This is a genomic window from Pseudomonas oleovorans subsp. oleovorans, assembly GCF_002197815.1.
Classification (GTDB): domain Bacteria; phylum Pseudomonadota; class Gammaproteobacteria; order Pseudomonadales; family Pseudomonadaceae; genus Aquipseudomonas; species Aquipseudomonas oleovorans.
The window spans coordinates 114,410-135,703 of sequence record NZ_NIUB01000011.1 but is presented as its reverse complement, the minus strand read 5'-3'; the positions used below and the strand labels follow the sequence as shown (position 1 = coordinate 135,703).

18 protein-coding genes and 1 pseudogene are annotated in these 21,294 nt (G+C 63.8%); 6 read left to right on the top strand and 13 right to left on the bottom strand.

What is annotated here, in order from left to right; genetic code table 11:
• Positions 1-4: 4 nt before the first annotated feature.
• The 10 genes and pseudogenes from PSOLE_RS09005 to bioB all read right to left on the bottom strand — a co-directional run bounded on the left by PSOLE_RS09005 (position 5) and on the right by bioB (position 10,882).
• Positions 5-1,783, bottom strand: a complete 1,779-nt coding sequence (locus PSOLE_RS09005; RefSeq protein ID WP_074855424.1) for an acyl-CoA dehydrogenase C-terminal domain-containing protein — start codon at positions 1,781-1,783, stop codon at positions 5-7.
• Positions 1,784-1,947: 164 nt separating this feature from the next.
• Positions 1,948-2,959: pseudogene (locus PSOLE_RS09000) on the bottom strand (diguanylate cyclase domain-containing protein).
• A 146-nt stretch (positions 2,960-3,105) separates the two neighbouring features.
• Positions 3,106-4,911 (bottom strand): phenylacyl-CoA dehydrogenase, encoded by a 1,806-nt coding sequence (locus PSOLE_RS08995; protein ID WP_074855423.1) that lies wholly within the window; start codon positions 4,909-4,911, stop codon positions 3,106-3,108.
• Positions 4,912-5,080: 169 nt separating this feature from the next.
• Positions 5,081-5,815 carry a putative metalloprotease CJM1_0395 family protein gene (locus PSOLE_RS08990; protein WP_003463814.1) on the bottom strand — a complete coding sequence of 245 codons (735 nt, stop codon included), beginning with the start codon at positions 5,813-5,815 and terminating at the stop codon, positions 5,081-5,083.
• 52 nt (positions 5,816-5,867) lie between these two features.
• Positions 5,868-6,167, bottom strand: coding sequence for a hypothetical protein (locus PSOLE_RS08985; protein WP_003463823.1), 300 nt, complete (start codon positions 6,165-6,167; stop codon positions 5,868-5,870).
• Positions 6,168-6,266: 99 nt separating this feature from the next.
• Positions 6,267-6,953: a dethiobiotin synthase gene (bioD, locus tag PSOLE_RS08980; RefSeq protein ID WP_003463825.1), complete on the bottom strand. Its 687-nt coding sequence runs from the start codon at positions 6,951-6,953 to the stop codon at positions 6,267-6,269.
• Positions 6,954-7,012: 59 nt separating this feature from the next.
• Positions 7,013-7,843, bottom strand: a complete 831-nt coding sequence (gene bioC / locus PSOLE_RS08975; protein ID WP_045107816.1) for a malonyl-ACP O-methyltransferase BioC — start codon at positions 7,841-7,843, stop codon at positions 7,013-7,015.
• A gap of 7 nt (positions 7,844-7,850) precedes the next feature.
• On the bottom strand, positions 7,851-8,573 hold the full coding sequence (locus PSOLE_RS08970) for an alpha/beta fold hydrolase (protein ID WP_074855422.1): 723 nt from the start codon (positions 8,571-8,573) through the stop codon (positions 7,851-7,853).
• A complete protein-coding gene (gene bioF / locus PSOLE_RS08965; protein ID WP_074855421.1) occupies positions 8,566-9,735 on the bottom strand; it encodes an 8-amino-7-oxononanoate synthase in 1,170 nt (389 codons plus the stop codon). The genes PSOLE_RS08970 and bioF overlap by 8 nt, the downstream gene beginning before the upstream one ends.
• Positions 9,736-9,823: 88 nt before the next feature.
• The gene (gene bioB, locus PSOLE_RS08960; RefSeq protein WP_074855420.1) at positions 9,824-10,882 is read right to left on the bottom strand and encodes a biotin synthase BioB; all 1,059 of its coding nucleotides are present in this window, start codon (positions 10,880-10,882) and stop codon (positions 9,824-9,826) included.
• Positions 10,883-11,078: 196 nt separating this feature from the next.
• Here bioB and PSOLE_RS08955 point away from each other — a divergent pair, with 196 nt between their 5' ends.
• The 5 genes from PSOLE_RS08955 to rarD all read left to right on the top strand — a co-directional run bounded on the left by PSOLE_RS08955 (position 11,079) and on the right by rarD (position 15,221).
• On the top strand, positions 11,079-11,372 hold the full coding sequence (locus PSOLE_RS08955) for a hypothetical protein (RefSeq protein WP_074855419.1): 294 nt from the start codon (positions 11,079-11,081) through the stop codon (positions 11,370-11,372).
• 43 nt (positions 11,373-11,415) lie between these two features.
• Entirely contained in the window at positions 11,416-12,156 is a 741-nt protein-coding gene (locus PSOLE_RS08950; RefSeq protein ID WP_074855418.1) for a ComF family protein, read from the top strand.
• Positions 12,157-12,217: 61 nt separating this feature from the next.
• On the top strand, positions 12,218-12,982 hold the full coding sequence (locus tag PSOLE_RS08945) for a TOBE domain-containing protein (RefSeq protein ID WP_074855417.1): 765 nt from the start codon (positions 12,218-12,220) through the stop codon (positions 12,980-12,982).
• Positions 12,983-13,174: 192 nt separating this feature from the next.
• Positions 13,175-14,149 carry a serine/threonine protein kinase gene (locus PSOLE_RS08940; RefSeq protein WP_074855416.1) on the top strand — a complete coding sequence of 325 codons (975 nt, stop codon included), beginning with the start codon at positions 13,175-13,177 and terminating at the stop codon, positions 14,147-14,149.
• Between the two features lie 178 nt (positions 14,150-14,327).
• The gene (rarD, locus tag PSOLE_RS08935) at positions 14,328-15,221 is read left to right on the top strand and encodes an EamA family transporter RarD (RefSeq protein ID WP_074855415.1); all 894 of its coding nucleotides are present in this window, start codon (positions 14,328-14,330) and stop codon (positions 15,219-15,221) included.
• A 319-nt stretch (positions 15,222-15,540) separates the two neighbouring features.
• Here rarD and PSOLE_RS08930 read toward each other — a convergent pair whose 3' ends face one another.
• Positions 15,541-16,059, bottom strand: coding sequence for a glycine cleavage system protein R (locus PSOLE_RS08930; RefSeq protein ID WP_074855414.1), 519 nt, complete (start codon positions 16,057-16,059; stop codon positions 15,541-15,543).
• 33 nt (positions 16,060-16,092) lie between these two features.
• Positions 16,093-16,542, bottom strand: coding sequence for a GNAT family N-acetyltransferase (locus PSOLE_RS08925; RefSeq protein WP_074855413.1), 450 nt, complete (start codon positions 16,540-16,542; stop codon positions 16,093-16,095).
• A gap of 302 nt (positions 16,543-16,844) precedes the next feature.
• Here PSOLE_RS08925 and PSOLE_RS08920 point away from each other — a divergent pair, with 302 nt between their 5' ends.
• On the top strand, positions 16,845-19,022 hold the full coding sequence (locus PSOLE_RS08920) for a malate synthase G (RefSeq protein ID WP_074855412.1): 2,178 nt from the start codon (positions 16,845-16,847) through the stop codon (positions 19,020-19,022).
• Positions 19,023-19,141: 119 nt separating this feature from the next.
• On the opposite strand, the gene PSOLE_RS08915 is transcribed toward PSOLE_RS08920, so the two are convergent.
• Positions 19,142-21,208 carry an LTA synthase family protein gene (locus PSOLE_RS08915; RefSeq protein WP_074855411.1) on the bottom strand — a complete coding sequence of 689 codons (2,067 nt, stop codon included), beginning with the start codon at positions 21,206-21,208 and terminating at the stop codon, positions 19,142-19,144.
• Positions 21,209-21,294: the final 86 nt, after the last annotated feature.

Below are 21,294 nucleotides of genomic sequence, written 5' to 3'. Positions count from 1 at the left end.
GTGATCAGAACTGCGCAGCATCCAGCAGATACAGCGATTCGCTACCGGCCTTGACCGACGCACTCAGCGAGTGAATGCGCGGCAGCAAGCGGGCGAAGTAGAAGCGCGCGGTACCCAGCTTGCTGGCGTAGAAATCGTCCTGATCTTCCTTGCCCAACGCTGCCCGAGCCATCAACGCCCACATATAGGCATAGGCGGTGTAGCCGAACACGTGCAGGTACTCCACCGAGGCCGCACCGATTTCGTTGGGGTTGCCCTTGGCACGGTCCAGTACCCAGGCGGTCAGCTCGTCGAGGTTGTGCACGGCAGCTGCCAGCGGCTTGGTGAACTCGGCGAGGTTGGCGTCAGCCGAAGCGACGAAGGCCTTGATCTCGTCGGCCAGGTGCTTGTAGAAGCTGCCGCCGCTGCCAACGATCTTGCGCCCCATCAGGTCCAGCGACTGGATGCCGTTGGTGCCTTCGTAGATCTGGGTGATGCGGCAATCCCGAACAAGCTGCTCCTGGCCCCACTCGCGGATGAAGCCGTGGCCGCCGAAGATCTGCTGGCCATGCACGGTGGTTTCCAGCGCCATGTCGGTGAGGAAGGCCTTGGCCACCGGGGTCAGCAGCGCCACCAGCTCGTCGGCACGCTTGGCGGTGTCCTTGTCCTCGCTGTACTTGGCAGTGTCGAGCTGCATGGCGACGTAGCTGGAGAAGGCGCGACCACCCTCGTTCAGCGCTTTCATGGTCAACAGCATACGGCGCACGTCCGGGTGCACAATGATCGGGTCGGCAGCTTTGTCCTTGGCCACCGGACCGGTCGGTGCGCGGCTCTGGATGCGCTCTCGGGCGTATTCGACGGCGCTCTGGTAGCTGCGCTCGCCCAGGGCCAGGCCCTGGATGCCAACGCCCAGACGCTCGTAGTTCATCATGGTGAACATGGCGTTGAGGCCCTTGTTCACCTCGCCGACCAGGTAACCGGTGGCGCCGTCGAAGTTCATCACGCAGGTGGCCGAAGCCTTGATGCCCATCTTGTGTTCGATGGAGCCGCAGCCCAGAGCATTGTTCTCACCGAGGGAGCCGTCGGCATTGACCATGACCTTGGGCACCAGGAACAGCGAAATGCCTTTCGGGCCCGCCGGTGCGTCCGGCAGCTTGGCCAGCACCAGGTGGATGATGTTTTCGGTCAGGTCGTGCTCGCCACCGGTGATGAAGATCTTGGTGCCGCTGATCTTGTAGCTGCCATCTGCCTGGGGTTCGGCCTTGGTGCGGATGATGCCCAGGTCGGTGCCGGCGTGCGGCTCGGTCAGGCACATGGAACCGGCCCAGACGCCGGCGTACATGTTCGGCAGGTACTGCGCCTTGAGCTCTTCGCTGGCGTGGTTGAGGATCGACAGGCAGGCGCCGGCGGTCAGCATCGGGTACAGGCCGAAGGACAGGTTGGCCGAGTTGACCATCTCCTCGACTTGGGCGCCGATCACCTTGGGCATGCCCATACCGCCGAACTCCGGCGAACCACCAACACCGACCCAGCCACCCTCGGCGTAGGTCTGGTAGGCCTCGGGGAAGCCGGCCGGGGTTTTCACCGCGCCGTTGTCCCAGGAGCAGCCTTCTTCGTCACCGCTGCGGTTCAGCGGGGCGATGCTGCCCGCCGTGACTTTGCCAGCTTCTTCCAGGATGGCACTGGCGGTCTCGGCATCGACCACCTCGGCCAGGGCCGGCAGCTCGGCCCAGAGCTTGGAGACTTCGAATACTTCATTGAGCACGAAGCGCATGTCGCGCAGGGGGGCTTTGTAATCGGCCATGACACATCCTCGAAAACGGACTTACGTGAGAGGGCCGAGTTTACTTGAACAACTTTATAGACACATAGGGTCTTGTTGTGACCAGCAGTTCACAGGCGGTCACTAACTATCTGATTGACTGAGGGCAAGGAAAACCCCTGCTGACCGCTCGTCTGCCAGCGCAGCTATTCGCGCCCGGCGGTCAGTTTCACAGCTCCGCGACGCTGGCCAGCGCTACGGATGCAATTGCGCCCGGCGGCCTTGGCGCTGTACAGCGCCTTGTCCGCCTCCTTGATGACCTCCTGCAGCGTGCGTTGCTCGACCTGACGCTCGGCGACGCCCATGCTCACGGCCACCGACACCTCGCTGGCGGCCTTGCCGGCCCGGCACTACTTGCCTTCGCGGTCATTACGCGGGCGGCGTTGCGGATCACGCAGTTGCATGCGGTACTGCTCGATGGCCAGATGCACTGCCTCGATGTGCGGCAGGGATTGCTCCACGCTCTTGCCGGGAAACAGCAAGGTGAACTCCTCACCGCCATAACGGTAAGCCTTGCCGCCACCGCACTATGCTGATCATCACCTGCAACGCGTTGGCCAGGATGAACACCAGCGGCAACATCCACAGCAGACCGCACAGCCCCACTAATTGCGCCGCGTGCAGTGGCCTGGGCTTGCAGATAGACCAATTGCGCCAGGTTCATTCAGGCACCATGCAGCGACGGCCAGTGAATCTGTGCCAGCCAGTCGGGGATACCCTGTAGATAACGCCGCGCCAGACCAAAGGCCAGCGCGCTGACTGCCAGCAGCACCAAGGCGCGGGCGAACATGTCCTGCGCCAGGTGCGTGCGCTCCTCCCAGCAGCCGTAGAGGGCATAGAGCAGTGGTAGCAACAGATAGATCAGGTGAAAGACCAGCGCCGCATCACCGCGTCTCTGGCCATTGCCTGGGAAGTGATCGACCTGGATATCCAGCAGAAAGTAGCCGACATACAGCGCCAGCAGCAGAAACACCTCGCGCTGATGCCATAGGCCAGACAGAAGGAGCCGCCAAGCAGCAACAGCAGCGTCGGCAATACATTAAACAGGGAGAGGAAGAACTCGCTCAGCACTGGCAGCAGAGCAGCCACTATCCCACCAGCCAGCAAAGGCAGCGACGTGAAGAAGTGACTGAGGCGCAGATTGGCCGGACGGTTCACGCTGGCATCCCGGGCGGAAGACGCAGTCATTCTGCCTGCTTCGATTCCTGAAAACAGCGACAGAATGCGACATTCGCTGCAATGCGAAGTGCGAAAACGACAACGCCGCCCCAAAGGGCGGCGCTGTCGTGCTACCGATGAAGGACTCAGAAGCCCAGAGCGAAATGCTCTTCATCCATCTCCATCAGGTTGCTGGCGCCCGACAGCATGGCTTCGACGTGCGCGCGGGTACGCGGCAGGATGCGCGCGTAGTAGAAGCGGGCAGTCTGCAACTTGGCCTTGTAGAAAGCCTCGTCATCAGTACCGGCAGCCAGCTTCTCGGCAGCCAGGCGCGCCATGTCGGCCCAGAAGTAGGCCAGGCAGGCGTAGCCGGAGTACATCAGGTAGTCCACGGAGGCGGCACCAACTTCCTCGCGATCTTTCATCGCGGCCATGCCGATCTTCATGGTGATGTCGCCCCACTCCTTGTTCAGCTTGGCCAGCGGCTCGACGAATTCCTTGACGGAGTCGTTGCCCTCGTTGGCCTGGCAGAACTTGTGGACGATCTTGGTGAAGTTTTTCAGCGCGCCGCCCTGAGTCATCAGCACCTTGCGGCCCAGCAGGTCGAGCGCCTGAACGCCGGTGGTGCCTTCGTACATCATGGAAATGCGGCAGTCACGCAGGTTCTGCTCCATGCCCCACTCGCTGATGAAGCCGTGGCCACCATAGATCTGCATGCCGTGAGAAGCGGACTCGAAGCCCACTTCGGTCATGAAGGCCTTGGCGATCGGGGTCAGGAAAGCCAGCAGTTCGTCGGCAGCTTTCTTCTCTTCTTCGTCCTGGCTGTGCTGAACGATGTCGACCTGCTTGGCGGTGAAGTAGACCATGGCGCGGTTGCCTTCGGCGAAGGCCTTCATGGTCAGCAGCATGCGGCGTACGTCCGGGTGCACGATGATCGGGTCAGCGGCTTTTTCCGGCGCTTTCGGGCCAGTCAGCGAACGCATCTGCAGACGCTCGCGAGCGTACTTGATGCCACCCTGGAAGCCGACTTCGGCGTGGGCCAGGCCTTGCAGCGCGGTACCCAGGCGAGCGGTGTTCATGAAGGTGAACATGCAGTTCAGGCCCTTGTTGGCCGGGCCAATCAGGTAGCCAGTGGCGCCGTCGAAGTTCATCACGCAGGTGGCGTTACCGTGGATGCCCATCTTGTGCTCGATGGAGCCACAGGAAACGGCGTTGCGCTCGCCTACGCCGCCTTCGGCATTGGGCAGGAACTTCGGCACGATGAACAGCGAGATACCCTTGGTACCGGCCGGCGCATCGGGCAGACGGGCCAGAACGATATGGACGATGTTCTCGGCCATGTCGTGCTCACCCGCGGAGATGAAGATCTTGGTACCGGAGACTTTGTAGCTGCCGTCGGCCTGCGGTTCGGCCTTGGTGCGCAGCATGCCCAGGTCGGTACCGCAATGCGGCTCGGTCAGGCACATGGTGCCGGTCCACTCGCCGGAAACCAGCTTGGTCAGGTAAGTGTGCTTCTGCTCGTCGGTACCGTGGGCACTCAGGGTGTTCATCGCGCCATGGCTCAGGCCCGGGTACATGCCCCAGGACCAGTTGGCCGAACCGACCATCTCGCTGATGGCCAGGCCGAGCGATTCCGGCAGGCCCTGGCCGCCGTGCTCGACGTCATGCGCCAGGCTCGGCCAGCCGCCTTCGACGAACTGCTGATACGCCTCTTTGAAGCCGGTCGGGGTTTTCACGCCGGATTCGCTCCAGGTGCAGCCCTCGATGTCACCCACACGGTTCAGCGGCGACAGCACCTGCTCGCAGAACTTGGCGCCTTCTTCGAGGATGGCGTCGACCATGTCCGGAGTGGCGTCCTGGCAGCCAGGCAGGCTCTGGTAGTGCGCTTCATAGCCCAGCAGCTCGTCACGAACGAAACGAATGTCACGCAAGGGGGCCTTGTAGTCAGGCATAACGGTAAACCTCTGCGGTGGATTCCTAGTAGTTGGGGTGACCGTCTTGGCGGTCGCTCTCGGGATCACTCCCGGCTGCCTGGCCACGAGGCTGCGGCCGAAGCAATCAAACAGGCGTTTGAAACATACGTTTACGCCACCCCCTTGTCAAGCGCTGCCAATCGGCCGGCTACGCGACCAGATCGATGCGCGATTCAGGCGCTGGCAGTTCGCCCATGCGCCGATACAGATCAAGACCAGGCGCTGGCGGCAATGCCTGCTGCGACTGCTCGGCGGGCTGGTCTTCAGCCTCACGCGCCTCGTCGCGGGCTTTACGCTCCTCGACGACGGTGGTGGCGGCTTCTCGCCGCTGCTCGGCCAGTTCGACCCGCGCCTGCGCCGCCTGCGTCTGAGCCAGGGCGGCTACGCGCAGATCCTGCGGGGAAGGCTCAACGGGGGCGAGCGCCGCGCGCAGGACGATCTCCATCTTGCGCAACGTGGCGGCGGGATCATTGGGAACGGGAGCCGTGTCGATGCTGACTTCGCCGGAAACGGCATAGCGCTGCCCGTCCGGGCCGCGTTTGAAACTGTATGTCGGTGCACCGGCGTACTGGCCACCTACGGCAGCGTGCGCCTGTTCGTGAGTACGCACTTCGCGGTCACGCTGCGCCAGCTCGGTGATTTCCAGTTGCTGCTGGCGCTGCTCCCGAGGGCTGGGTTCGGTTTTGTCAGCACTTGTTGCAGCGCTATCACGATCAGCCTCTTCGCGTCCGGAGGCTGGTGAGTCGGCCTGCTGTTCCTGCGGCGCCGCCAGGGGTGCCTGGTCGGCACGGGCAATGTCAGGAGAAACTTCGGGCGGCAGTGGCCGGGCCGAACTGGCGGACGGCGCGGGAAGGAAAGGTGGCAGGCTGCTGCCAATCTGCATGAGCGCCCTCCTGCCCCCTTGCCGGCAGCGAGGGCGGCCGGGGTAGAACTGCTTACGCGCGGGTATCGATCAGCGTACCCAACACCTCATCGGCGGTGTCAACGACGCGCGCATTGGCACGCACTTCGTTTTCAGCGGCACGCAATGTCACCAGGCTTTCGGTCAGGTCGGGACGGCTACGCTCGGCAACCTGCGAGCTGGGGTTGACCTGATTTTGTGGCGGGGTCTGCGTCGCCTGCTGCGCCGGATTGACGGTATTGCTGGCAATATCGGCAGCAGCCTGATCGGCACGGCGTTGGCCGGACTGGATACCGTTCAGACCCGACCGGAATGCGTTGGCAGAGATTTCCATCGGCAACCCCCTGAGGGCTGTAGAACCTAGACAATCCTATTGAAGCAGAAACCGGCTAAAAAACGTACAGGCAAAAGGCTATGCTCCGTTTACTGTTTATTACCAGTCTGCCAGTAACTCGAGATTCAGGTGCGCCGCCACGGCGGCTGCGTTCGCCTGGGCCAGGTGCGGCACATGCCCCAGGCAGGGCGCCGGCAGGCGCTTGCAGAGCGTGGCGAGATTCTCTTCCAGGCGGGCGGTTTTCGGCTCGACGATATTGGCCACCCAGCCGGCCAGCCTGACCCCGTCCCGCTCGATGGCTTCGGCACTGAGCAATGCATGGTTGATGCAGCCCAGGCGCACACCCACCACCAGAATCACCGGCAGGCCGAGGGCAATGGCCAGATCCGAGAGGTTTTCCTCACCGGCCAGGGGCACGCGCCAGCCACCGGCGCCTTCCACCAGCGAGAAGTCCGCCCCCTTGGCCAGAGTCGTCTGCACCGCCGGCAAGAGACTGGCGACATCCAGCCTGACACCCGCCTCACGGGCCGCCAGATGTGGCGCAATGGCCGGCGCGAAGGCAAATGGGTTGACCTCTTCATAGCGCAGCGGCAACGAGCACTGGGCGAGCAAGGCCAGCGCGTCGTCGTTGCGCAAACCGTCGGCGGTGCGCCTGCAACCGGAAGCGACCGGCTTGGCCGCGGCGGTGCTCAGACCCTGCTGGCGCGCCGCATGGAGTAGGCCAGCGGCAATAGTGGTCTTGCCGATTTCGGTATCCGTTCCGGTGACGAAGTAGGCTTGGGTCATCTGATATTCCCGTAGGAGCGAGCTCTGCTCGCGAAGCGTGTTGGCGAGCGAGGCTGTTTCTATGAAGGTTTCTGCAGCACGCCGTACACCACCTGATAGGTCGCCGGCAGCCCTTGTGCCTGACGAAAACACTCGTAAGCCTCGATCAGCGCACGAATGCGTGAGCGCCCGGTCAATCCGCCCGGTCGCCCCGGATTGAGGTTGTGTGCGCCGAGTTCCTTCAGCGACGTGGTCAGGCTGCGTAGATCGGGAAAATGCAGCACCTCAGCCTCGCGCTGCAGCGTCAATACCTGCAAGCCACTGGCCGCGCACAGCTGCTGGTAATCCTCGAAGCGGCGAAAACGATTGACGTGGACGAAACCATCGACCGCCAGCCAACTGTCACGCAGCTCCTGCAGGGTTCCGACGCACAGACTGGTGAACGCCAGCACCCCGCCGGGACGCAACACCCGCTGCGCTTCACTCAGCACCCGCGGGAAATCGCCGCACCATTGCAGCGCCAAACTGGAGAACAACAGGTCGACGCTGGCGTCATGCAACGGCAGGGCTTCGGCATCGCCGGCGATAAAGTGCGCAGCGCCGCCCTGCGGCCTGGCGTGGCGCAACATGCCCTCGGCGATATCCACCGCCAGGCCCTCGCTCGGAGCATAACGTTCGGCCAGGGCGCGGGTGAAATGGCCTGTGCCGCTGCCCAGGTCCAGCCAGCGAAGCGGCTGTAGCGAAGCAGGCAAATACGCCAGCAGCTGGTTGCCGACACTGCGTTGCAGCTCGGCCACCGAGTCGTAACTGGCTGCCGCACGGGAAAACGACGCAGCGACCTGACGCTTGTCCGGCAACGCCACATCTCCGTAGGGTGCGCCGTGCGCACCGGGGAACTCCTGAGGCGCCATACGTAGCTCAGACATCGCTGGCCTCACGGATGAAATCGAGCATCAAGACCACCAGGGCATCTGCCTGCTCGAGCACGAAGGCATGACCGCATTCTTCCAGCACGTCCACCTCACCCGATGGCAACAGCGCCAGCAGTGCGTCGCCTGCCGCTGCTGGCACCAGCGCATCCTGCTCGGCCAGCAGGTGCAATTGCGGCCCGTTATACGCGGCCAGCGCAGCGCGATTGTCCAGGCTCGCCAGCAAGCGCAGCCCGGCCAGCAGAGCGGACTCGTCGCAGGTCGACAGATGGCTTTGCAGTTGCCGTGACAGGCCGCGCGCGTCGGCGCCACCCTGGGCACAGAGCATGGCGAAACGTTTGAGCGTAGCGCCGGCATTATCCTGGCAGCTCTCATAAAAGGCTGAGTAGGTCTGTGCCAGCATGGCCGTCGGCCAGGTATCGCTGGCGACGAAACAGGCATTGCTGGCCAAGGTGATCAAACCACGGCAGCGCTTGCCACGACGCGCAGCCAGGGCGGCGGCCAACATTCCGCCAAGCGACCAGCCGGCCAGCCAGCAATCATGAGGTAAACGCGTATCCAACTCGTCGAGCCAATCGGCAGCGGCCGCACTGCTCAGTCGCGGCAGGGCTGGCACCTGCACCTGCATATCGCCACCCAACGCCTTGGCCAGCGGCTGCAGCAAGGCGCCATCCAGGCCCCAGCCCGGCAATAGAATCAGCGTCTCACACATCGGCGCGTACCTGCGGCCAGCACTCGGCCAATGCCTCGAGCAAACGCTCAAGCTGTGCATCGCTGTGCGCGGCAGACAGCGTCACACGTAACCGCGCGCTGCCAGCCGGCACAGTGGGCGGACGGATGGCACCGACCAGCAGGCCGCGCGCCTTGAGCAACGCCGACAACTTGAGCGCACGCGCGCTGTCACCGACCAGAATCGGCTGAATCGGCGTGGGGCTGTCCATCAGGCTCAGGCCGATTTCAGCGGCGCCCTGCCGAAAGCGGGCGATCAACCGCTGCAGGTGTTCACGCCGCCAGTGTTCGCTGCGCAACAGCTCCAGGCTCTTCAACGTGGCGCAGGCCACCGCTGGCGGCTGGCTGGTGGTATAGATGTAGGGGCGGGCGAACTGGATCAGGGTCTCGATCAGTTCCTCGCTGCCGGCAACGAAGGCGCCGGCGGTACCAAAGGCCTTGCCCAGGGTGCCGACCAGCACCTGCACATCATCCTGGCCCAGACCGAAGTGCTCGACGATACCGCCGCCGGTGGCGCCCAGCGGGCCGAAGCCATGGGCGTCGTCGACCATCACCCAGGCCTGCGTGGCACGCGCCTCGGCGCACAGGGCCGGTAGATCGGCCAGGTCGCCGTCCATGCTGAACACACCATCAGTGACCACCAGGCAGTTGCCTGTGACCTTACGCAAGCGGTTGGCCAGGCTCACCGCATCGTTGTGCAGGTAGCGAGAAAAACGCGCGCCGCAGAGCAGGCCGGCATCGAGTAGCGAGGCGTGATTGAGACGATCCTGCAGTACGCTGTCGCCCTGCCCGAGCAAGGCGGTGACGACCGCCAGGTTGGCCATGTAACCGGTGGAGAACAGCAGCGCACGCGGCCTGCCGGTGAACGCGGCCAGGGCTTCCTCCAGCTCATGGTGCGGGGTGCTGTGGCCGATCACCAGATGCGATGCGCCGCCGCCGACGCCCCATTTTTCCGCGCCCTGCTGCATGGCGCGGATCACTTCGGGGTGGTTGGCCAGGCCTAGATAGTCATTGGAACAGAAGGCCAGCAGCTCCTGATCGTCCGCGCGCACCTGCGGCCCCTGCGGGGTCTGCAACAGCGGGCGTTGGCGGAACAGATCGGCGGCCTGACGCTCGGCCAGGCGCGTAGCAAGATCGAAGCTCATGCACGTTTTCCGTAGAAGCGAGCGTGGCGAGCGAAAAACCAGGACAGGAGGTCATTCGCGAGCAGAGCTCGCTCCCACATAAAAGGAATCAGGCCGAAGCGGCGTTGTAGAACAGCTTGGAATCGCGCTGCTCGACCAGCGCCTGCTCGATGGCCGCCTGGTGCACCTCATCGGCATGCTCTTCGCGCTCTTCGGGTTTGATGCCAAGGCGCTTGAACAGGGCCATGTCCTTGTCCGCCTGTGGGTTGGCGGTGGTCAGCAGCTTCTCGCCGTAGAAAATCGAGTTGGCGCCCGCCATGAAGGCCAGGGCCTGCATCTGCTCGTTCATCGCCTCGCGGCCGGCAGACAGGCGCACGTGGGATTTCGGCATCATGATCCGCGCCACGGCCAAAGTGCGGATGAAGTCGAACGGGTCGACGTCCTTCTCCTCGGCCAGCGGCGTGCCCTTGACCTTGACCAGCATGTTGATCGGCACGCTTTCCGGGTGCTCCGGCAGATTCGCCAGCTGGATCAGCAACCCGGCGCGGTCATCCACCGACTCGCCCATGCCGAGGATGCCGCCCGAGCAGATCTTCATCCCCGCCTCGCGCACGTAGGCCAGGGTCTGCAGGCGCTCACCGTAGGTGCGGGTAGTGATGATGCTGCCGTAGAACTCCGGTGAGGTGTCGAGATTGTGGTTGTAGTAATCCAGGCCTGCGTCAGCCAGCGCCTGGGTCTGCTCCTGATCGAGGCGACCAAGGGTCATGCAGGTTTCCAGGCCGAGCTTCTTCACGCCCTTTACCATTTCCAGCACGTAAGGCATGTCCTTGGCGGACGGATGCTTCCAGGCCGCACCCATGCAGAAACGCGTGGAGCCGATGGCCTTGGCCTCAGCGGCAGCCTCCAGCACCTTCTGCACTTCCATCAGCTTTTCCTTGTCCAGGCCGGTGTTGTAGTGGCCGGACTGCGGGCAGTACTTGCAGTCTTCCGGGCAGGCGCCGGTCTTGATCGACAGCAGGGTCGAGACCTGCACGCGGTTCGGGTCGAAGTGCTGGCGATGGATGCTCTGCGCCTGGAACAGCAGGTCGTTGAAAGGCTGCTCGAACAGCGCGCGAACCTCGGCGAGGCTCCAGTCGTGGCGGGTGGTGATTTCGGCGGTTGCGCTCATCTGAGAAGTCCTTCGACGCTTGGTGGCATCTGTTGTCAGGCCCACACGGGGCATTCAGGCTTTGGCCATCATAAGTGGCGATTGGATGCTGTCAACCACGACAAAGACACAGGTTTACATATGATCAAATAGCAACCAATAGAACTTATGTCATGGCATAAGGCCCAATGCTTACCCCTCCCACAGGATGTTCTGCATGCAGGTTGAAGGTTTTTTTGAAGGACTCGGCGAAGCGCTGGGTCGCGCCATCCGTTTCATCGTCGACATGTTGTCCGGCGTGCTAGGCGCCATGGCCGATGCCATCGACGACTTTCTCCAGGGTATGGCCAGGGCCATTGGCATGGACGTGTCGATCTTCAGCATCATCCTGCTGATCATCGGTCTGCTGTTCTTGTTCGGCGGCGCTCGTTCACTGCTGCGCGGCTCGATCATCGGCGGGGTGATCTGGCTGTTTCTCGGCCTGATCGTCATGGGCTGGCTCATCCGCTGACGCGAACTACACTTCTGGCACCACCGCTCATGGATGAGCCGCGATGCCATTGTTCGACCCAACCCTTCTGCAACGCCTCCCCTGGCTGCGACCGCGCCGCCATTGCCAGCTTTGCGACGAAACCACCGATCACCCCACGCACGTGGTCTGCACGGCCTGCGAGGCCGAGTTGCCGTGGCTCGGTGCGCACTGCCAGATCTGTGCGGTGCCATTGCCGGCCCACGGCATGATCTGCGGCGCCTGCCAGAACAAGCCGCCAAGTTTCAGCCGTGTGGAAGCGCCCTGGCGCTATGCCTTTCCCGTCGACAATCTGATCACCCGCTTCAAGCACCAGGCGCAATGGCCGCACGGTCGTCTGCTCGCCGAACTGCTGGCTGAACACCTTAGCCATGCCTATGACGAAGGCCTGCCACGACCACAGGCGCTGCTGCCGGTGCCGCTGGCCCGCAAGCGCCAGCGACGACGCGGCTTCAATCAGGCACAGATGCTCGCCGACTGGCTGGGCGCCAGCCTCCACCTGCCGGTGCAACAAGACTGGCTCCAGCGCCGCGTCGATACACCCGCACAGCAAGGGCTGGATGCCGCAACGCGCAAGCGCAATCTGCGTCAGGCCTTCAGCCTGGAACTGCAAGCCAAGGTCGCCGGCGCTCATCTGGCGCTGGTCGACGACGTGCTCACCACCGGCGCCACGGCGGGCGTGCTCGCCCACCTGCTGCGTCGCGCGGGCGCACTGCGCGTCGATGTGTATTGCCTGGCACGCACGCCACGACCGGGCGATGGCTGACTTGACGCGCCAGGCGCAGTCACGCACCTTGCCCGACATTCTCCCTGGCCACGCCTGAACCATGTCGCAGCTCGATTCCATTGCCCAATTGCTCAGCCGCCGCCCGAAACGCCTGGCGCTGCTCGAGCAGATCGCCGAACAAGGCTCCATCACCCGCGCCGCCAAGGCCGCCGGACTGAGCTACAAGGCCGCCTGGGACGCCATCGATGAGCTGAACAACCTCTCAGAGCAGCCACTGGTCAGCCGCAATGTCGGCGGCAAAGGTGGCGGTGGCGCACGCCTGACACCCGCTGGCGAGCGCCTGCTGGCACTGCAACAACGTCTGCAGGCGCTGCAGGTGCAACTGCTGCAGGCGGCCGGTGACGACGCCGACCTGGAACTGCTCGGTCGCCTGATGCTGCGCACCAGTGCGCGCAACCAGCTCACCGGCCGTGTGCGCGCGATTCACGCCCACGGCCACAACGACCTGATCGACATCGAACTGCCCGGCGGCAGCCGCCTGCAGGCGCAGATTACCCATGACAGCACGGAAAACCTGCAATTGAGCGAAGGCAGCAGCGTGGTCGCGCTGATCAAAGCAGGCTGGCTGGAATTGCAACCGCTACAGGCTCCCCGCACAGCACAGCACAACGCACTCGAAGGCCATATCGAACAGATTCTGCCGGCCAACGATGGCCCCAGCGAAGTACGCGTGAGCCTGAGCAACGGCCAGACCCTGTGCGCATCAATCGAACCCGAGCGCCTGGCAGCCCTGAGGCTGACGGTGGGCGATCCGGTGCGTGCGCAGTTCACTGCCAGTCAGGTGCTGCTCGGTACGCAACTGTAGGGCGGGTACAACCCGCCAGCACCGTAGCCCAATGAAATCCGGGAAGTTCGCATAGGCGTGCCCCGGATTTCATCCGGACTACAAGGCTACAGGGCGAATGCAGCCGCCAGTCATTTCAACGGCGGGTTGCACCCGCCCTACGGCAAGCGCATCCGCCAGGTACACTGGGCGCCCACTCACACGGAGCCGCTCATGAGCCATCCTTTTTCCACCCTCACCCCGGATCTGGTGCTCGATGCCGTGGAGAGCCTTGGCTATCTCAGCGACGCCCGCGTATTGGCACTCAACAGCTACGAGAACCGCGTCTATCAAGTCGGTATCGAGAATGAAACGCCGCTGATCGCCAAGTTCTATCGCCCGGACCGCTGGAGCGATGCGGCGATCCGCGAGGAGCATAGTTTCAGCGCCGAGCTGGCCGAACACGAGGTCCCGGTGGTGGCGCCACTGGCGCGCGATGGCGAGACGCTGTTCGAGCACGGTGGCTTCCGCTTCGCCCTGTTCCCGCGCCGGGGTGGCCGGGCGCCGGAGCCGGGCAACCTCGACCAGCTGTACCGCCTCGGCCAGTTGCTCGGACGCATGCACGCCATCGGTGCCAGCCGTCCTTTCGCTCATCGCGAAACCCTGGCGGTGGACAACTTTGGCCACGCCGCCCTGGCCTCGCTGCTCGACGGCGGCTTCGTGCCGCGCAGCCTGCTGCCTGCCTACGAGTCGGTCGCTCGCGATCTGCTCGCGCGCCTCGATGAACTGTTCGCCCGCGTGCGCTACTCGCCGATTCGCCTGCACGGCGACTGCCACCCGGGCAACCTGCTGCACCGCGATGATGCCTTCCATATGGTCGACCTCGACGACTGCCGCATGGGCCCGGCGGTACAGGATCTGTGGATGATGCTGGCCGGCGAGCGTCATGAACGCCTCGGTCAGTTGGCCGAACTGGTCGACGGTTATCAGGAATTCCATGACTTCGCCGCCCGCGAGCTGCCACTGATCGAGGGCCTGCGTGCCCTGCGCCTGATGCATCACAGCGCCTGGATCGCCCGCCGCTGGGACGACCCGGCATTCCCCCTGGCCTTCCCTTGGTTTGCCGGCGAGCGCTACTGGGGCGACCAGATTCTCGCCCTGCGCGAACAGATGGCCGCCCTGGATGAAGAGCCACTGCGGCTGTTCTGAGCCGATGGCATCCGGGGCGCCAGGTCCGCGCACCCATACAGTTGCGCGCACCGTGTAAAGTTTGCCTTACGACTTTGCCGGCGCTTCGGTATACGGAAAAACTGAACGAACAGACAAGCCCTGAAGCAGAGCGCTAGAATTCCGCGGCAACCGTTAGCTGCCTAACCAAGGATTCTCGATGGCTACCGCCAACCCGCAACGCGGGTACGTTCTGGGCCTTACCGCCTACATCATCTGGGGCCTGTTCCCGCTCTACTTCAAAGCCCTGCAAAGCGTTCCGGCGATGGAAATCATCGTGCACCGCGTGCTCTGGTCCGCACTGTTCGGCGGCCTGCTGCTGCTCGTGTGGAAGCACCCTGGCTGGTGGCGCGAGCTGCGCGACAATCCCAAACGCCTGGCAGTGCTGGCCGGCTGCGGCCTGCTGATCGCGACCAACTGGCTGGTGTACGTGTGGGCGGTGAACAATGGCCGCATGATCGAGGCCAGCCTGGGCTACTACATCAACCCGTTGATCAACGTGTTGCTCGGCCTGCTGATTCTCGGCGAGCGCCTGCGCCGCCTGCAGTGGCTGGCCGTGGCGCTGGCCGCGCTGGGCGTGCTGCAGCAGCTATGGCAGGTCGGCAGCCTGCCCTGGGTGTCGCTGGTGCTGGCGCTGACCTTCGGCTTCTACGGATTGATTCGCAAGCAGGCGCCCGTGGCAGCCCTGCCCGGGCTGGTGGTGGAAACCTGGCTGCTGGTGCCGGTAGCGTTGGCCTGGCTCGCTCTGCACCCTGCAGCGATGAGCAGCCAGGCAAGTTTCTGGACCAGCAGCGAAGCACTGTGGCTGGCAGCCGCCGGGCCGATCACCCTGGTGCCGCTGGTGTGCTTCAACGCCGCGGCGCGGCATCTGCCCTACACCACGCTGGGCTTCCTGCAATACCTGGCTCCAACCCTGGTACTGCTTCAGGCCATCCTGCTGTTCGATGAACACTTCTCGCCGAGCGCCCTGCTGGCGTTCGCCTGCATCTGGGCCGGGCTTTTTGTATACAGCCTGGATATCTGGCTGAACCTGCGCAAGGGGCGCAGCGCGTAAGCGCTGGTGCGCACGGCGCACCCTATGACCGAGCGCAGGCGGATCTGCGAACCTCGTAGGGTGTCGCGGGGCCGCCCAGGCTATGCGCACTGGCATCGAAAGGGCGTTGAGCAGAAAACGTTCAAGCATCTCCAGGCCGCGCCAGCCTTGGGTCGGCGCCTGTCACCCCCGGCTTATCCACAGATCCATCCCCAACATTTGTGCACAAACCATTGATCCTGCTGCATTTTTAGCCAGCCAATGAAAAACCCCGGGGCACTAGGCAGTGCGCCGAGGCTCCCCAGTTTATCCACAGGCTGATCCACGCATACCGTGGATATCAATCCTCAGCGCGCAGATTCAGCTCCACCATCAGGTCATCGGCCAGGGTTTCCAGGCGTGCCTGCAATTGCTCCAGCGCCAGCGTTTCCGGCACGGCCAGCAGTGCTTCGGCGGTGAACAGCAACTCGCCGCTCATCGGCGCTGGCGCCACCTCGGTCAGCAGGCTCTCCAGGTTGACACCCTGCTCGGCCAGCACACGGGTGATATCACGGACGATACCGGGTCGGTCATTACCCACAAGCTCCAGACGAATCGCAGTGAAACGCCCGCCCGGCTCGCTGCCGCTGGCCGCCAGCTGCACACGAATACCCTGTGCACTGAGCGCTTCGAGCTCCTTGATCAGGCCGCCGTGGGCCTCGGCCGGCACATCCACCCGCACGATTCCGGCGAACTGCCCGGCCATGCGCGCCATACGGCTCTCCAGCCAGTTGCCACCATGATTGGCCACGCAGCCGGCCAGACGCTCGACCAGACCCGGTTGGTCCTCGGCAATCACCGTCAGTACCAGATGGTCCATGTACTACCTCACTCGTTCACAGGATTGGGAAGGTCAGCCGCGTAGCGACAACCAGTAGGTGAAGAACTGCTCGTCACGCACGTAGCCAAGACGCTCGTAAAGACGCCGAGCAGCCAGGTTGGTCTGCGCCGTTTCCAGTTGCAGACCGCAGGCGCCGGTCGCCTCGGCATGCACGCGAGCGGCATTCATCAGCGCCTCGCCAACGCCTGAGCGGCGCGCGCTTTCATCGACATATAGATCGCTGAGCAACCAGGCCGGTTCCAGTGCCAACGAAGAATGAAAGGGGTAGAGCTGCACGAAGCCCTGCGCGGCGCCCTGCCCGTCACGAGCGATGAACAGCTGCGCATCACCGTGCTGCAGGCGCGCACCGAGAAAGGCGGCGATGTCCGCATCTGCGCGCAGCACCTGATAGAAACGCAGATAGCCGGCGAACAGGCGGGTGAGGTCGGCAAGGTCGGCAGCAACAGCAGCAGATACCGTCATGGCGGGCTCCAGGATGCTCGAAAAGCAGTATAGGCGAGGAGGCGTAGGCCATATTGGCGCGGTTGTCAGTGCCCATTCAATTAATCGTGTACATTTTTGCATATTTTATGGGACAATAGTGCAATTTTTTGAATACATAAAGTATTGATCGTGACCGCAAATAGCCTTTTGGTCGCAGACTGACGCTACCCAGCTGCGTTTCCCCAGGATCTTGATGTAGTATGCCGCGCTTTGGACTACAAGACGGAAAACCCGTCTCCAAAGCGGCTATTGAGTAGAGCTCAGAGAGAGTGAGGCAAGTGATGACTGAACGCGTTCAAGTCGGTGGCCTGCAGGTCGCCAAAGCCCTGTACGACTTCGTGAACAACGAAGCCATTCCCGGTACCGGCATCGCTGCCGACCAGTTCTGGGCCGGTGCCGCCGCGGTCATCAAGGACCTGGCGCCGAAGAACCGCGCCCTGCTGGCCAAGCGTGACGAGCTGCAGGCGCAGATCGATGCCTGGCACCAGGCGCGCCAGGGCCAGGCTCATGACGCGGCCGCCTACAAGGCCTTCCTCCAGGAAATCGGCTACCTGCTGCCGGAGCCGGAAGACTTCCAGGCCACCACCACCAACGTCGACGAAGAGATCGCCCGTCTGGCCGGCCCGCAGCTGGTGGTGCCGGTGATGAACGCGCGCTTCGCCCTGAACGCCTCCAACGCCCGCTGGGGCTCGCTGTACGACGCACTGTACGGCACCGACGTGATCAGCGAAGAAGGCGGCGCCGAGAAGGGCAAGGGCTACAACAAGGTGCGCGGCGACAAGGTCATCGCCTTCGCCCGCGCCTTCCTCGACGAGGCCGCGCCGCTGGCTGCCGGCTCTCACGTCGACTCCACCGGTTATGCCATCGTCGACGGCAAGCTGGTCGTTGCCCTCAAGGGCGGCAGCAACAGCGGCCTGCGTGACGACGCGCAACTGGTCGGTTTCCAGGGCGAGGCCAGCGCACCGATCGCCGTGCTGCTCAAGCACAACGGCCTGCACTTCGAAATCCAGATCGATGCCTCCAGCCCCATCGGCAGCACCGACGCCGCCGGCGTCAAAGACGTGCTGATGGAAGCCGCGCTGACCACCATCATGGACTGCGAAGACTCCGTCGCCGCCGTCGATGCCGACGACAAGGTGGTGGTCTACAAGAACTGGCTGGGCCTGATGAAAGGCGACCTGGCCGAGGAAGTGTCCAAGGGCGGCAGCACCTTCACCCGCACCATGAACCCGGACCGGGTCTACACCAAGCCGGACGGCTCCGAGCTGACCCTGCACGGCCGCTCGCTGCTGTTCGTGCGCAACGTCGGCCACCTGATGACCAACCCGGCCATCCTCGACGCCGAAGGCAACGAGGTTCCGGAAGGCATCCAGGACGCACTGTTCACCAGCCTGATCGCGGTGCACAACCTGATCGGCAACACCACGCGCAAGAATACCCGCACCGGCAGCGTGTATATCGTCAAACCGAAGATGCACGGCCCGGAAGAAGTCGCCTTCACCAGCGAACTCTTCGCCCGCGTCGAGGATGTGCTGGGCCTGGCCCGCAACACCCTGAAAGTCGGCATCATGGACGAAGAGCGTCGCACCACCGTCAACCTCAAGGCGTGCATCAAGGCTGCCAGCGAGCGCGTGGTGTTCATCAACACCGGCTTCCTCGACCGCACCGGTGACGAGATCCACACTTCCATGGAGGCCGGCGCCGTGGTGCGCAAGGCCGCCATGAAGAGCGAGACCTGGATCGGCGCCTACGAGAACAACAACGTCGACGTCGGCCTGGCCACCGGCCTGCAGGGCCGTGCGCAGATCGGCAAGGGCATGTGGGCCATGCCGGACCTGATGGCCGCCATGCTCGAGCAGAAGATCGCCCACCCGCTGTCCGGCGCTAACACCGCCTGGGTGCCCTCGCCGACCGCCGCCACCCTGCACGCGCTGCATTACCACAAGGTTGACGTGTTCGCCCGTCAGGCCGAACTGGCCAAGCGCACCCCGGCTTCGGTGGACGACATCCTGACCATCCCGCTGGCCAAGGACACCAGCTGGAGCGACGAGGAAATCCGCAACGAGCTGGACAACAACTCGCAAGGCATCCTCGGTTACGTGGTGCGCTGGATCGACCAGGGCGTCGGCTGCTCCAAGGTGCCGGACATCAACGATGTCGGCCTGATGGAAGACCGCGCCACCCTGCGCATCTCCAGTCAGTTGCTGGCCAACTGGCTGCGCCACGGCATCGTCACCGAGGCGCAGGTGGTCGAAAGCCTCAAGCGTATGGCTCCGGTGGTGGATCGTCAGAACGCCAATGACCCGCTGTATCGCCCGATGGCTCCGGACTTCGACAACAACGTCGCCTTCCAGGCCGCGCTGGAGTTGGTGATCGAGGGCACCAAGCAGCCCAACGGCTACACCGAGCCGGTGCTGCATCGCCGTCGTCGCGAATTCAAGGAAAAGAACGGCCTGTGATTCGCTCATTGCGCGAATGAATAAACCGCCCTCCGGGGCGGTTTTTTATTGAGCAGTCGCGACTGAAGCCCTCCCTCGGGCGCTAATGTTGTGGGAGGGGCTTCAGCCGCGACATACAACTAGCGCGTGGCCTGCGCCGCCTTGTCCGCTGTTACCCCGGTGGTATTGCTCAGCAGGCTGGCGGTGGCAGTCTGCACGAAGGCCGACAGTTTGCGCTCCAGATCACTGCGCCGCTGCGCATCGTCGATCACTTCGCCGCGCGCATCATGGCCCAGCTGGTAGCGATACAGGCGCGCATCACGGTCACGCGGTTTGACCAGGATGTTGTCACCGGTCACCAAACCCACGGTCTGGTCGCTCCCGGACGGTTTGATCACCGCCACGCCGGCATCGCCCTCTGGCAGCGCCAGCAGGTCGCGGCCCCAGCATTGCTGCTGCACCGGCTGACCGAGACGGCCCATGATGGTTGGTACCACGTCGATCTGGCTGCCAACGGTGTCGCGGCTGCTGCCGAAGGTGTCCTGCACGCCAGGGCCGATCAGCAGCAGCGGAATGCTGAAGCGCGACAGATCCATCTCGGTAATCTGCTCGTCGTTGCCGAAACCATGGTCACCCAGGATCACGAACAGGGTGTCCTTGAAATAGGGCTCCTGGCGCGCCTTGGCGAAGAACTGGCCGAGCGCCCAGTCGGCGTAGCGCATGGCAGTCAGGTGTTCGTCCAGTGAACCGTGGCCGGTGACGCGCTCGACCGGCAGGTCTTCCGGCAGCGCGTAAGGCGTGTGGTTGGACAGCGTCTGCAGCAGTGCATAGAACGGCTTGCCCTGGCTGCCGAGCTTGGTCAGCTCGTCGGCACCGCGGCTGAACATGTCCTGGTCGGACACGCCCCAGGTCGGGTCGATGAAGACCGGGTCGACGAAATCGTCGCGGCCGACGAAGTTGCGCATGCCCTGGTTGGCGAAGAAGCCGGACTGGTTATCCCAGGCGAAGCTGCCGTTGTACACGTACACATCGTCATAACCACGGGCACTGAGCAACTGCGGCAGGCCGGAGAACTGGTGGCCACCTTCGGGCATGCGCATCAGGTATTCGAACGCCGGCAGGTTGGGGAAGCAGGCCATGGTGGCGAACATGCCCTGGTGGGTGTGGGTGCCGTTGGAGAACACGCGCTGGAACAGCAGCCCCTCCTTGGCCAGGGCATCGAAGTTGGGGGTAATGCCGTCCTGGTTGCCCATGGCGCCGATGTAACGGCCGGCCATGCTCTCAATGAGAATGACCACCACGTTGCGCACCTGCGGCAGTTGGCCTTCGGCCGGTGGCGTGTATACGCGGCGCACGGCGGCCAGGTCGGCATCGAGCAACTGATCGCGTGGGGTCAGCAGCAGGTCGCGGGTGATCTGCCGCGCTTCGTCAGCCGGCAGGGTGGCCTTCCAGCTGTTGTCGCGGTGATCGGAGAAGAAGTTCTCGGCGGCATCGACCAGGGTCAGACTGCCGTTGAGGCCCAGGTGATTGGCGAACATCGAATCGGTGGTGTAGGCGTCGCCCCAGCGCAGCGGCGGGCCGGAGCGCAGGGTGCCACGCGCAGCGACCACGCAGACCAGCAGGAACATCACAAACACGGCGATGCGAGCCGGCCAGCGCGGCGGCGCAGCATGCCCGCGCGCACGCGTGGCGCGCTCGATACAGCGGAACAGCCAGGCCAGCAGCAGCGTGGCCAGGGCCCAGGCCAGCAGCAGGCGCAACACCGGGAAACCGTTCCAGATCATGCTGGTGACGGTGCCCAGGTCCTCCTGCATGTACTGGAACACCAGACTGTTCAGGCGCTGATGGAATTCGCGGTAGAAATTCAGCTCGACCACGGCAAAAAACAGACACAGGCTGGTGACGACGGTCAGCCAGGCTACATGCAGACGCCGCGCGCGCATCGCAGTCACACTCAGCAGCGACAGACTCAGCGGAATGCACAGGTAGACGACCAGACGCAGGTCGAAGCGCGCGCCATTGACGAAGGCCTCGGCGAAGGTGCTGACCGATGTATCGGCGATCAGCGCCTGGTTGTAGGCCAGCAAGCCCAGCCGAGCCAGGGCGAAAAGCAGCAGCATGCACAGCGCGCTGCCGAGGATGAAAGCCAGGTGACTACCAACACTGACCTGCGCCGCCTTGCGGGCAGCTGGTACGGATGACTGCATGGATGTGCCTTGCTCTTTATGGCATAGGAGGGCCGGTGCAGCTTGCCTGAGTGCAGGTCAAAATTTCGTCAAAACTGCGTTGTCTG

Bases quoted from the DNA above. Each gene is read 5' to 3' on its own strand.
- bioD (WP_003463825.1), bottom strand. From the start codon at position 6,953: ATGACCCAAGCCTACTTCGTCACCGGAACGGATACCGAAATCGGCAAG.
- PSOLE_RS08920 (WP_074855412.1), top strand. From the start codon at position 16,845: ATGACTGAACGCGTTCAAGTCGGTGGCCTGCAGGTCGCCAAAGCCCTG.
- PSOLE_RS08930 (WP_074855414.1), bottom strand. From the start codon at position 16,059: ATGGACCATCTGGTACTGACGGTGATTGCCGAGGACCAACCGGGTCTG.
- PSOLE_RS08955 (WP_074855419.1), top strand. From the start codon at position 11,079: ATGCAGGTTGAAGGTTTTTTTGAAGGACTCGGCGAAGCGCTGGGTCGC.
- PSOLE_RS08925 (WP_074855413.1), bottom strand. From the start codon at position 16,542: ATGACGGTATCTGCTGCTGTTGCTGCCGACCTTGCCGACCTCACCCGC.
- PSOLE_RS09005 (WP_074855424.1), bottom strand. From the start codon at position 1,783: ATGGCCGATTACAAAGCCCCCCTGCGCGACATGCGCTTCGTGCTCAAT.
- PSOLE_RS08985 (WP_003463823.1), bottom strand. From the start codon at position 6,167: ATGGAAATCTCTGCCAACGCATTCCGGTCGGGTCTGAACGGTATCCAG.
- bioC (WP_045107816.1), bottom strand. From the start codon at position 7,843: ATGGCGCCTCAGGAGTTCCCCGGTGCGCACGGCGCACCCTACGGAGAT.
- PSOLE_RS08970 (WP_074855422.1), bottom strand. From the start codon at position 8,573: ATGTGTGAGACGCTGATTCTATTGCCGGGCTGGGGCCTGGATGGCGCC.
- bioB (WP_074855420.1), bottom strand. From the start codon at position 10,882: ATGAGCGCAACCGCCGAAATCACCACCCGCCACGACTGGAGCCTCGCC.
- rarD (WP_074855415.1), top strand. From the start codon at position 14,328: ATGGCTACCGCCAACCCGCAACGCGGGTACGTTCTGGGCCTTACCGCC.
- PSOLE_RS08995 (WP_074855423.1), bottom strand. From the start codon at position 4,911: ATGCCTGACTACAAGGCCCCCTTGCGTGACATTCGTTTCGTTCGTGAC.
- PSOLE_RS08945 (WP_074855417.1), top strand. From the start codon at position 12,218: ATGTCGCAGCTCGATTCCATTGCCCAATTGCTCAGCCGCCGCCCGAAA.
- PSOLE_RS08990 (WP_003463814.1), bottom strand. From the start codon at position 5,815: ATGCAGATTGGCAGCAGCCTGCCACCTTTCCTTCCCGCGCCGTCCGCC.
- PSOLE_RS08915 (WP_074855411.1), bottom strand. From the start codon at position 21,208: ATGCAGTCATCCGTACCAGCTGCCCGCAAGGCGGCGCAGGTCAGTGTT.
- PSOLE_RS08950 (WP_074855418.1), top strand. From the start codon at position 11,416: ATGCCATTGTTCGACCCAACCCTTCTGCAACGCCTCCCCTGGCTGCGA.
- PSOLE_RS08940 (WP_074855416.1), top strand. From the start codon at position 13,175: ATGAGCCATCCTTTTTCCACCCTCACCCCGGATCTGGTGCTCGATGCC.
- bioF (WP_074855421.1), bottom strand. From the start codon at position 9,735: ATGAGCTTCGATCTTGCTACGCGCCTGGCCGAGCGTCAGGCCGCCGAT.